We start from the raw sequence: 11,729 nt of genomic DNA, 5'->3' as shown, positions 1-11,729 counted from the left end.
GGTATTAGTCCATTTTTTTATGCCAGCGGCATACCTGATCCAACTCATCTTCTCTATGATCCGGTAAGGAAAAAATAGCCCGCAAGCTCTCCCAGTCAAACGGAAAAAATCCGGTATCCGGGTCGTTAATGAGTTCAGAACCGTCAGGAAGCCGAGAAATATCGATGCGCCAATGTTCAAGCGCGCTTTTATCAAACTCACAAATATTGAAACTCGTCTGAGGCCAATTTAAAGTCGGCGTATGAGCAGTTTTTATCAGGGTTTTACCCACCTCTAGTCCTGACAACAGGTACCCCCCGGCAATGCCAGAACCGAGAAGGCTCCTGTATCGGGTAAAGATCGGCGCTTTCGATACCTCAGACAACACTTCGGCAACTTGGTGAGGAACATAACGTCTGCCGCTATTTTGCTCAATCAAACGTGGTTGAAGAACAATGACATCATTGTGAGTGAGTGTCCGGGTATAACTCTCGATATCTTCTCTGGAAAAACCTGCAGTCCAGAACTCGGGCTCACGATCCAGCACCCGTTCTGTCGCCTGGCGTATTTTTATCAGCTCAGGGTTCTTAAGGCTCCCCGCGAAAATAACCCTTTGTAAAGAAGGCATTAAACGATGAATGATCTCTAACAAGGTATCGTAGCCGGGCTGTATGTCAAAGCTATTCTCTCTCCCAACGCCTGCCGTATTAAAATTCATAAATATCGGACGCTCATACCGGCTTTCTTTTGGGTAAAAATCTTTTGTTTTCTCCACAAACACCGATCCGGCCACACCTTCAGTGAGTATCAGATCAATCTTTTTTTGGGCATATTTTTTCTCTATCTGTAAAAGCCGCTGATCATTAGGTTCCTGAGGGTGCTTAAATAAATTAAGGTACTCAATATAAACGTTTATATCCTTTATACCCTTCTCCCGATATTCAGCCTGCTGTATCTCTATGCCCTTAACAACCGACTGGGTCCAGGGAAGCGTTTTGTGTCCTGAGAGTAAGATGAGTACTGTCTTCGCCGCCGATGCCTGTGAGAAGGTAATTAGTATCACCACACTTACTATTTTTAAATACTGAAAAACCATTACGTCTAATACTCGCCACTGCCGTCAGATTACAACCAACAGCATAGCGAAAAATCGGTGTCTGTGCTTTCGCAACTATCTCTGAGGGATTATGTACACCGATACCTTCCTTCCGCACCTTTAAAACAACATGTGCCAGAGAATAAATGCCATAGGCATGTTTGAAGTTGTTGGATGTAAAGCAGTAAGACGTATTTTGTGTGGTAGTATCGGAGAATAAATAAAGATCAGCCAAATATTATTGACCATGTATCAACACTTATTAGAGCCCATTAATACTTTTTTAAAATGCTCAACACCAGACGCCTGGATTAAAGAAGCAAAAAAGACTGAAAACTTGTCAGTGATTTTGCGGGATCATTTACTGTGTGAACTGAAAGCCGCTCAAAGTGCCGTATTTCTGCTTAAACGGTATGTCCTTACCGAAGAAAGCTCGGAACAGCTGTCCAGACTTATCGAGCCGTATGAAAAGTTTGCCTATAAACGAATGGGTGATGCCAACACACTAAAAAGTAAAAATCTGTTGTCAAAATCAATAGTGCCCCGGCCTGCATGCGCTTATGGACAAGACATGATAGATAAAATGGTTCTGCTGATCCGGGAAGAGTTACACCACTTCTGTCAGGTACTAGACATTCTTGAAGAGAACCAGATTCCCTATGAACCCATTCCGGCTTCCCGCTACGCCAAAGGGATGATGAAGCACGTACGGACTTATGAGCCAGAAGCTTTTATTGATAAATTAATTATTGGTGCATTTATTGAAGCCCGGTCATGCGAACGGTTTGCTAAACTCGCCCCACACCTGGATCCGGAAATCGGCAAGTTCTATGTATCACTGCTGCGCTCCGAAGCCAGGCACTATCAAGATTACTTAACCCTGGCAGAGCTCATTGCCGGATGTGATATCTCCGAACGCATCGCATTCTTTGCGCAGGCTGAAGCCGGTTTAATCACTGAGCCGGATACCGATTTTAAATTCCACTCCGGTTCTCCTGCTCTATAACGCCCACACTCCGCCGAAAAATAAGGGCTGCAGGTCACACTGCAGTCTTTGTTATGCTGATTAACCCCCATACATGTTCAGTTAAACTAAACATATAGTTAAATATATTAAGATTTATTGACCAAGCTCTCTTCTATACAATAGGTTTCATTATAGGTTTGGGATTAAATTGTCATGAATCAGAATTTCAAATTCGTTCTGTTTACTCTTGGTATTCTGCTCTGTACTACGCCTTATGTCAGCTCTCCGGTAGCGCTCATCATCGGCCTTGGTTTCGCAACATTTGGCTTTGTTCCAGCCACAGTGCCTCTCTCCAAAATCACAAAAAAGCTTCTTTCATATTCTATTGTCGGCCTGGGGTTTGGCATCCCATTACATAAAGCCTTATCCGTGACCTCTCATGGTCTGGGGCTCATTATGACCTCCATCTTTTGTACATTGCTGATCGGCTTTTTTATCAGTGTCAGAGTAGGATTAGCCAAAAAAACCGGTTATTTAATTGCCTCAGGAACGGCTATTTGTGGAGGAAGTGCCATTGCCGCAGTAGGGCCTGCCATTAAAGCAGATGACGATCAAATGGCGCTGGCTCTGGGTGCGGTATTTGTACTTAATTCAATCGCGCTGTTTGCCTTCCCGATGATAGGGCATGCTCTGAATATGGATCAGCAAATGTTTGGCACATGGGCAGCCATTGCTATCCATGATACCTCTTCTGTCGTCGGGGCTGCCTCTGCTTACGGGGAAGAGGCTTTAAAAACTGCAACCACCCTAAAACTCGCGCGGGCATTATGGATTGTTCCGGTTTCTTTTCTGAGTACTTTTATGTTCCGTAATGAATCGAAGAAAATCACCATTCCTTATTTTATTCTGTTTTATTGTCTGGTGGTCTATTTTCATGAGGCCTTGCCTCAGTTTCAGGCTCTGTATCATGTGATCTTCGCGATTGCGAAACACATGCTAGTCATTTGCCTGTTTCTTATTGGTTGCAGTTTAACTTTCAACCGCATCCGGGCAGCGGGTGCTAAGCCTTTACTGTTTGGAACAGGGCTTTGGGTAACTATCTCGGTTTCCTCTCTGTACTGGATTATGCATCATTCCGCCTGAGATCCGTCGTCCGGAGAAACAAACTTATTCAACTCTTCAGCGGCAAACCTGTCCCACAGTGCGTGTAACTCGCCAGAGTCATGCATGATTTTCAGTGTGCTTTCAATTTTCTGAATAATATGCGGGTATTTTTTATTGATATAGTGGTAATTTCCCTGAACAACAACGGGATCAGAAAGTGGCACGATGCCAGTAAGATTCTGAGCTCTAATTTCGTACTCACCATTAAACTGACTAACCACGGCGGCATCCACTCTTTTGCCGGCCAGCAACTTCATTGCCTCAGCAACATCATCAACTTCCAGAACATGCTCGAAGTTTTTCACATAGATATTGGTATGTCTGACCCCTCTGACCACAACAACACGATAAGTGCTTACCTCTTCCACGCGGATCTGGGACAGCGCTTCGCGCACATAAATCTGCGTCTTAACGTCACCGAGTGAATATGGGATCCGATACAGTGGTGAGTGTTCATTGCAATAAGCATGTATCCGCATGATCTCACCATCCCGGTCACCTCTTACTGTTTCATACTCAGCTCTTTTTGCCGGAAGCGCCTTAACGACAATATCCACGTTCGCCCGGCGATAGACCTCCATCATGACTTTTTCCCCGACGTTCTGTATAGGACTATAACGGATTCGGGCAAAATACAGCTGCTCTCCCGCATACACAGGAAAAGTAAGTAAAGTAGCCAGTAACACAATAGCGTGATGAGCTTTCATAGTGAGTTTTTTTGCTTAAGGTTGCCTGTCTTGATTTAAGAAACATTCATAAGATCAATATAGAATGCTATCAAACATTTCACACCTGAATATTCGATAAGCTTTGATTTAAGGCAAGTGAGCACCAAAGCGCAATCGCGCAGAAGAGTCCCAGATAAATTAATAGTTGCTACCAAAGCCCCAAAGCCTCAGAATGGCGCACTTTTCGCATCCTGAGTCTAGGTGCGGGCATTCATATTATTAATAAATGGAATCAACTATGGGTTTTACCTCGTTAGGTCTTTCTGCACCGATCCTTAAAGCGATACAAGAAAAAGGATACGACACCCCTTCTCCTATTCAGGCCAAAGCAATCCCTGCTGTATTAGAAGGCAAAGATGTTATGGCGGCAGCTCAGACCGGAACAGGGAAAACCGCAGGCTTTACTCTGCCAATTCTGGAGCGCCTTTCACAAGGCCCGAAGGTTAAAAGCAATCATGTTCGAGCTCTTGTTCTGACGCCTACCCGTGAATTAGCCGCTCAGGTTCAGGAAAGTGTGTTTATGTATGGTCGTAACTTACCATTAAGCAGTGCCGTGGTATTTGGCGGAGTGAAGATTAATCCTCAGATGCTACGCCTGCGCAAAGGCGCAGATGTACTGGTCGCAACACCGGGACGCCTGATGGATCTCTATAACCAGAAAGCGGTTAAATTTGATCAGATAGAAGTTCTGGTGCTTGATGAAGCTGACCGTATGCTGGATATGGGCTTTATTCGCGATATCCGTAAGATCCTGGCTCTGCTTCCTGAAAAACGTCAGAACTTATTGTTCTCTGCAACGTTTTCTAACGAGATTCGGGATCTGGCGAAAGGACTGGTGAATAACCCGGTCGAAATCTCTGTCAATCCAAACAACTCCACCGCCAAAACCGTTGAGCAGTGTATCTACCCTGCTGATGTAAAAAAGAAAGCGCCGATGTTGGTCAAACTGATTAAAGACGGTGACTGGCAACAAGTTCTGGTGTTTACCAAGACAAAACACGGAGCCAACAGGCTGACAGACTTTCTTAACAAACAAGACCTTACTGCTGCCGCTATCCATGGCAATAAAAGTCAGGGAGCCCGGACCAGAGCACTGGCTGGTTTTAAATCTGGTGAGACCCGTATTCTGGTAGCGACAGATATTGCGGCTCGGGGGATTGATATTCCACAGCTTCCACAAGTGGTCAATTTTGATCTGCCAAAAGTAGCAGAAGATTATGTTCACCGTATTGGCCGAACAGGTCGCGCGGGTGAAGCCGGTAAAGCAATATCATTGGTGAGCGCAATAGAAGCACCAGAGCTATTCGCGATTGAACGCCTGACCCAGCAATTATTACCTCGTATGGATTTACCGGGGTATAAACCGACGAATGTATTACCAGAGTCAAAACTGGACACTCGCCCAATCAAACCTAAAAAACCGAAAAAGCCAAAGAAACCAAAAGCTCACGGTGAGCAGTCTGCTCCTGCAAAAAAAGCGGCTCCGGAGAAAAAGGCAACACAAAAAAATAAAAGCCAGCCCAATGGTAAACCGAACAAAACGAACAGACATGGAGCCAATAAATCACGCTCTAATCACCGTTCCGGCCAGCAGCATAAAACGCGTTCAACGTCGAACTAATGTTGGTCTTTACCTGAATGTTATCTCTTAAACATGGCGGCTATGCCGCCAGTTGTTATCTTTTCAGATTAAAGTAGAAAAGATAACAACTGATGAAAATAAACCTTTACATCGCCGAGATTTGCTATAACATCATCTTTGCTCTGTAAGGCAGAGTTATTGATGAATATGCATAGTAAAAGTTAAACCTTAGAATTTCGTTATCCTTAGTTTTATCCCTTAACTTCATAGCTACATTTAATAATTTACCCTCAGCGCAATCGTAATTTATCTTAAAAAGTTTTATTAAGGGACATCACATGTCAAATAAAGTAACTGGTTCTGTAAAATGGTTTAACGAAACTAAAGGTTTTGGTTTCATCTCTCAAGACAACGGCGGCGCTGACGTATTCGTACACTTCCGTTCAATCGTTTCTGACGGTTTCAAAACTCTGGCTGAAGGTCAGAAAGTTTCTTTTGAAATCGAACAAGGCCAGAAAGGCCCTCAAGCTGCTAACGTTACTACTCTGTAAGTTTCAGAAGCATTCGGGCAATATTAGTTGTTGCCCGCATAATAGAGCCGACCATTTTGGGTCGGCTTATTAATTTCCGTCATCCAGCCACCTGAGCGATTCTTATCAAGACGCTACTCAATATGAGCCGCGATACCCTCAGATAGGACACGCTTACTATCCTGATAAACCAGCAGATGTTTCACGTTCTTTAACGACTGAGGACGATAGTCCGGGTTATGACAAATTCGCTCGGCCACAGACCAGTGAACAAGCGGCAACTGATCAGATATTCTGTCATTTTCTATCACACAACAATGCCGGTCACGTAGCGTTATTAAACTCACCGGAAACCAGCGCTCCTGAGCATGACTCACCCCAAGGTGGGTCGGGTTGAGAGTAATATCATCCTCACAGATATCGTACTCAACACCGCAAGGAAGCACCGAAGTATAGTTAATATCCTGTGCTTGTCTGATTTCTATTCCAACACCTGAATCATAAAGCCAGTTAATACAATAGCGCAGAGTCATGTCAGACAGCCCATCTTTACAATAGCCACCACCGACATCGGCATGAGCACCAGGAAACCACACCTCTGTGACCTTATCTTCCTGATTCATTAATGTAGGCTGAAATGCACTGCGCTTCTCATCCAGAGAAACCAGATGAAGAGCTTTAATCACATTGTCAGGCAGGGAATGGTTTTCAAAAACCACTTCAGACTCTGGTCTGTCCCACTGACTCAGGTTTGGTATATTAATGGAAGCAACAGTGTCAAAAACGGCCTCATAGATACAAGGTTCGGATACTCTATCCCCCACCAGCTTGGCAAACCGCCGGGCAAGTGCAGCACCCCGACTAAAACCGGTAATTAACAGGGTATCTGTATTGGCGTTGAAATTCAGTGCATCAAAATCGTCCATTGCCCGGCGTAAGATATGCCGGACATCGCAGCCTTCCGGAGAAAATATCGTATTCAGCGCTTTCCGAAGACAGCTGCCATAAGTACCGATACCTGCATAGTAATAGCAATACTGGGAACGACTCCAGCCTTTACCTTGCTCAGCCAGAGAGCCGCCACATAAAAGGTGAAGCTTGAGAATATTGGTGATACTGCTATCTTCAGCCTGCCCTTTCTCATCGACTTCCTGAATGGCATCTTCGGGAGAATTACAGGTTCCGTCAAAACTAAAAAGATATAACCTGGCCATAGATGACTCCTTTCTGTCGCACTGGCTGACAACCGGACCATTCAGTTGCCTATTACCTGAAGCCACAGTCTAGAGTTCTATCGCTCTTTTCAGAGTTAAGTTTCCAATATTTACGGGTGCCCTAACTTTTCCTTTGCCGCAAATAAAAAGAACTTCGACACATGTCGAAGCTCTGTTATCAGAAGGGATACTTTGCTGCTATGAGCTTTTACTTTTGTTCAGGTTCTTTTCTTTTGTGCTTAGGCACATAATTTAAAATTGACACCGGCACTTCCTTTTTAGGCTCAAAACCTTCCACCACCCTTCTCTCCAATAAGTGACCCAGGCGGCTTTCTATCATGCACAGGTTTTTGAAGTTGTCTTTAGACACCAGAGAGATGGCTTCACCTTTGGCGCTGGCACGCCCTGTTCGCCCAATGCGGTGGACATATTCATCGGCAGGGAATGGCAAGTCGTAATTGATAACAAGCGGAAGATCAATAATATCAATACCTCGGGCAGCCACCCCGGTCGCGATAAGGTACTGAACTTTTCCGGCTTTGAAATCGTCCAGTAGTTGAGTACGCACCGCCTGACTGCGACCACTGTGAAAAGCTTCTGCAACAATGCCGCGCTTTTCCAACTGAGTCACCAGCTTTGCCGCACCGTGTTTGGTTTCAATAAAGATCAGAGCCTGACGCCATTGGTGGGTTTGAATCAAATGGCTGAGCAGTGCGGATTTTTTATCTTTGTCGACCGTGATTATCCACTGTTCGATAGAGCTTTTTGATGCCTGCTTAGCCGCAATCGAAATTTCATAAGGGTTATGAGTTGCTGTTTTAGCAAGATCGCGGACTTTATTCGACAATGTCGCCGAAAACAGAAGATGTTGCGCCTCTTCCGGGAGCCGGGTAACGATACGGTTAATATCATCAATGAAGCCCATATCCAGCATACGGTCAGCTTCATCCAGCACAAACAGTTCGACTTCTTCAAAGTAAAGTGCACGTTGTCCATAAAGGTCAAGCAGCCTGCCAGGAGTCGCAATTAAGATATCACAGCCTTCAATAAGCGCCTGTTTCTGAAGCTTTTCATCGGTTCCGCCGTATACCGCTGTACAGACCAAATCGGTATGCTGAGCATAAAGCCGGATTTTCTGTTCAATCTGAATCGCCAGTTCGCGTGTTGGTACCACAATCAGTGCACGAAACCGTTTTTTCTTTTCCGTCTTTCCATCCAGCAACTTATTCAAAACAGGTAGCACAAAACTGGCCGTTTTACCTGTTCCGGTTTGGGCTGCAGCAATCAAATCATGCCCTTTAAGCACCTGTGGAATGGCTTTGTTCTGGATATCCGTCGGCTTGGTATAACCGGCATCAGCCACAGCCTGAATGAGTGACGGATGCAGATTAAGGAATTCAAAAGACATAACAACCTCATGTAACATTCGATAAGAAGACAGCGATGTAACATCGAACCGTTAACTATATTGAGTTGTTAACGACACCACCGAAAGCGCGGAGTATAGTGTTAAACCGTCATAATCACCAATCAAAACCACTTAATTATACAAACACGACCATCACTCACACCAGTATTGATCATTTAGCCTAGGTTACAAAGCCGTGATTCTCTGTCATCTTGCCGCTGATTTATCCAATTTCCTTCAAAATTTTAATAAATAGCCTGAATTCACCAATCTTACTTCCTTATACGCTCGATCTGTTTTAGTATTTTGTGATTAAGTCTTGGACATCCAATCTAATCGCCTGCCCAAACTTAAGGCACACCCTTTTCTTAATTTCATTCAGTAGGAACTAATAATGGCGGCTTTTGGTAGCGTGTTTATGCCGAAAATGGCATTAGCAACTTTCGAAAATAATCAATGGACTGACTCTCAGATCGTCACATCAGACAGCATCTCACTACACCCGGGTGCTCACGTCTTACATTATTCAAGCACCTGTTTTGAAGGCTTGAAAGCATTTCGCCATGAAGATGGTAGCGTACACGTCTTTCGAATGGATCAAAACATCGACCGTTTCGCGCAAAGCAGCAAGTTGCTCTCTCTGCCTGAGCTGGATAAAGAGCAAGTATCAAAGATGATCATTGATATTGTGGCCGAACACGCATCAGAAGTACCAGAACCACCAGGTTCAATGTACATTCGTCCAACTCACATCGGTACAGAAGCTGCAGTCGGTAAAGCAGCAGCGCCTTCAGAATCATCAATGGTTTACGTCTTACTGTCTCCGGTAGGCGATTACTTCGCCGGTGGTGCGCATGCCCTGCGTCTGCTACTGGATGAAACGGGCCAGCGTTGTGCACCACACATGGGTATGATCAAGAGTGGTGGTAATTATGCCAGCGCCCTGTCCCCGACAATGGAAGCAAAAGAAAAATACCAGGCAGATCAGGTACTATTCTGTCCAAATGGCTACATCACAGAAACAGGTGCGGCGAACTTCCTGTTGGTGGACGGTAACGAAATCATCACTAAAGCACTGGACTCAAGCTTCCTGCACGGTGTCACCCGTTCAAGTATTCTGACCATTGCTAAAGATCTTGGTATGACAGTCACTGAGCGTGAAGTTTCTGTAGAAGAGCTGTTAGAGCGTGCAGCAAAACCTGGCGTAGAAGCCATGCTTTCAGGTACTGCGGCGGTATTGACCTCAGTTGGCACATTGATCCACAACGGTCAAGACGTCAAAGTCGGTTCAGGAGAGGTTGGCCCTATCGCGCAGAAACTGCGCCAAGCTCTGAACGATATTCAGTGGGGCAAAGCACCCGATACACACAACTGGCTAACTAAAATCGCTTAATTTGGCCTTACCGTATTAATTGATAATAGAAAGCCAGCGCATTGCCGCTGGCTTTTTATTATCAACCAACAATAAGCGATCCATGCTCAAAGTAAGCCCAACTATAAAGAGACTCCGGTTTTACACTCCAATTGCTAACATTAGGGAGGCGGAAAAACAACATGAAACTCGGCCGGAATTCAGTACCAAGTGAAAAAACAAGCCATTGATAGGGGTAATCCCCTGATTTGAAAAGTATTAGATAGAAAAAGCCGCTAATAAAAGCGGTGTTGTTTGCAGTTAAAGTTGACATAAATGATGGGCAACAATCAAAGAGCTAGCGCAATTTGCAACAATAATTGGCATATCCTGTCATTCTGCCCTCTTATTTAAATAAGGTTTGATTTGTTGATCTTCCTTGATGATATGCTCAAGCCACCAATGACGCATAAAGTTGATGAGTTCTTTGGTATCTACTTTCCCCATAATGCTAAAGTCTGTAGAAAAATGAGAAACCTTCCTGAGATACTCACCATGAAGCTTGGAATGCTGAGCCATTCCTGGATAGTCGATACTGCTCATCACACGCTCTTCATCATGAAAATGCGTCTGACCATAATCAACTAATTCAGCCATTATATCAGTCAGCACCACAGGATCATCTGCATTTTTTATCAAACGGTTGATGATCATGATGATAGCCTTATGCTGAGCATCGATTATATCATTACCTACCAAATAGCTATCCGTCCATACAATGGGTTTTACAAGCTCAGATAGATGAACTTCACAAAGCCTGATCATATCGATTAACTGGTTTGATAGATCATCAAAATTACTTCTGCATTGTAGTGCTTGCTCTTTTAGACCAACCTGGTATCGGCGTAAAGTTTCGGCAGCGGCTTGATGTAATTGTTTATGAATAGTCAGTAAATCGTGATAAAGCTGTTCGTCAATTGCATTCTTTCCTTCATCGGAGTAAATCCACTGACCTAGTCCACAAGCCCTGTCATTTTCCAAAACTTTTGGATCATGAGCCTTTTGTTCCTTGGCTTCAAAAGAGGATTCAACAGCCTTCCTCCAAGTAAGATGAGTCGCAATGACACTGGCTAATTTTGTATTTGAGCATTCAACACGATTACGACCATTATGCTTTGCCCTATAAAGCGCATCGTCCGCCCGCCGCACCAAGTCATCCTTGCTTTCATCTTTTATCGCGGTAGAGACACCAAAACTGGCAGTTTTTTGACCAGCAACTGAGAAGCGGTAATTTTCCAGATTGCTTCTTATTTTTTCAGCAACCATATTGGCTGCTGCCTCATCGGCCTCGGGACATATAATGATAAATTCTTCACCTCCCCAGCGACCGACAGTATCTGAAGAACGCACCGAAGCTTTAGTCAGTTGTGCAAAACCTACTAATACATCATCACCAACTTGATGACCATGAGCGTCATTAACCTGTTTGAAGAAATCAATATCTATGATAATGATGGAGAATGAATGCTCATAACGCTTGAATCGTATTAGTTCCGAATCTAAAACTTCTTCGATCTTGTTCCGGTTATATAGGCCAGTCAGGTTATCTGTAACGGCTAGATGCTGGGCAAGCTTTTTATCGGTGACGTCATGTCGAAATGCGGTGTAACCTACTATTTCTCCTTCTTCATTAAAATCAGGCTCAATTAA

At 44.3% G+C, this 11,729-nt stretch carries 10 protein-coding genes; 5 read left to right on the top strand and 5 right to left on the bottom strand.

The window, feature by feature from the left end:
- Nucleotides 1-4 precede the first annotated feature (4 nt).
- A complete protein-coding gene (locus DI392_RS06360) occupies nt 5-1,042 on the bottom strand; it encodes a hypothetical protein (RefSeq protein ID WP_146194522.1) in 1,038 nt (345 codons plus the stop codon).
- Between the two features lie 280 nt (nt 1,043-1,322).
- Between DI392_RS06360 and miaE the strand changes: the two genes are divergently transcribed.
- Both miaE and DI392_RS06350 read left to right on the top strand, forming a co-directional pair.
- Nucleotides 1,323-2,081: a tRNA isopentenyl-2-thiomethyl-A-37 hydroxylase MiaE gene (miaE, locus tag DI392_RS06355; RefSeq protein ID WP_109319073.1), complete on the top strand. Its 759-nt coding sequence runs from the start codon at nt 1,323-1,325 to the stop codon at nt 2,079-2,081.
- A gap of 174 nt (nt 2,082-2,255) precedes the next feature.
- On the top strand, nt 2,256-3,185 hold the full coding sequence (locus DI392_RS06350) for a YeiH family protein (RefSeq protein ID WP_109319072.1): 930 nt from the start codon (nt 2,256-2,258) through the stop codon (nt 3,183-3,185).
- Here DI392_RS06350 and DI392_RS06345 read toward each other — a convergent pair.
- Complete coding sequence (locus DI392_RS06345) at nt 3,173-3,913, bottom strand: type 2 periplasmic-binding domain-containing protein (protein WP_109319071.1); 741 nt, start codon at nt 3,911-3,913, stop codon at nt 3,173-3,175. The two genes, DI392_RS06350 and DI392_RS06345, sit on opposite strands and share 13 nt — an antisense overlap.
- A 259-nt stretch (nt 3,914-4,172) precedes the next feature.
- On the opposite strand from DI392_RS06345, the gene DI392_RS06340 reads away from it, so the two are divergent.
- Complete coding sequence (locus DI392_RS06340; RefSeq protein WP_109319070.1) at nt 4,173-5,555, top strand: DEAD/DEAH box helicase; 1,383 nt, start codon at nt 4,173-4,175, stop codon at nt 5,553-5,555.
- Nucleotides 5,556-5,854: 299 nt separating this feature from the next.
- The gene (gene cspE, locus DI392_RS06335) at nt 5,855-6,067 is read left to right on the top strand and encodes a transcription antiterminator/RNA stability regulator CspE (protein WP_109319069.1); all 213 of its coding nucleotides are present in this window, start codon (nt 5,855-5,857) and stop codon (nt 6,065-6,067) included.
- 113 nt (nt 6,068-6,180) lie between these two features.
- Here the strand turns inward: cspE and DI392_RS06330 are convergent, their stop codons facing one another.
- Nucleotides 6,181-7,260: a T6SS phospholipase effector Tle1-like catalytic domain-containing protein gene (locus DI392_RS06330; RefSeq protein WP_109319068.1), complete on the bottom strand. Its 1,080-nt coding sequence runs from the start codon at nt 7,258-7,260 to the stop codon at nt 6,181-6,183.
- A gap of 208 nt (nt 7,261-7,468) precedes the next feature.
- Nucleotides 7,469-8,668: a DEAD/DEAH box helicase gene (locus DI392_RS06325; protein ID WP_109319067.1), complete on the bottom strand. Its 1,200-nt coding sequence runs from the start codon at nt 8,666-8,668 to the stop codon at nt 7,469-7,471.
- 394 nt (nt 8,669-9,062) lie between these two features.
- On the opposite strand from DI392_RS06325, the gene DI392_RS06320 reads away from it, so the two are divergent.
- Entirely contained in the window at nt 9,063-10,061 is a 999-nt protein-coding gene (locus DI392_RS06320; protein ID WP_109319066.1) for a branched-chain amino acid aminotransferase, read from the top strand.
- Nucleotides 10,062-10,412: 351 nt separating this feature from the next.
- On the opposite strand, the gene DI392_RS06315 is transcribed toward DI392_RS06320, so the two are convergent.
- A complete protein-coding gene (locus tag DI392_RS06315; protein WP_281259822.1) occupies nt 10,413-11,696 on the bottom strand; it encodes a bacteriohemerythrin in 1,284 nt (427 codons plus the stop codon).
- Nucleotides 11,697-11,729 lie beyond the last annotated feature (33 nt).

Source organism: Vibrio albus (genome assembly GCF_003144035.1).
GTDB lineage: Bacteria > Pseudomonadota > Gammaproteobacteria > Enterobacterales > Vibrionaceae > Vibrio > Vibrio albus.
Note: the sequence above shows the minus strand (reverse complement) of the source record. Positions and strands in the feature narration are given on the sequence as shown.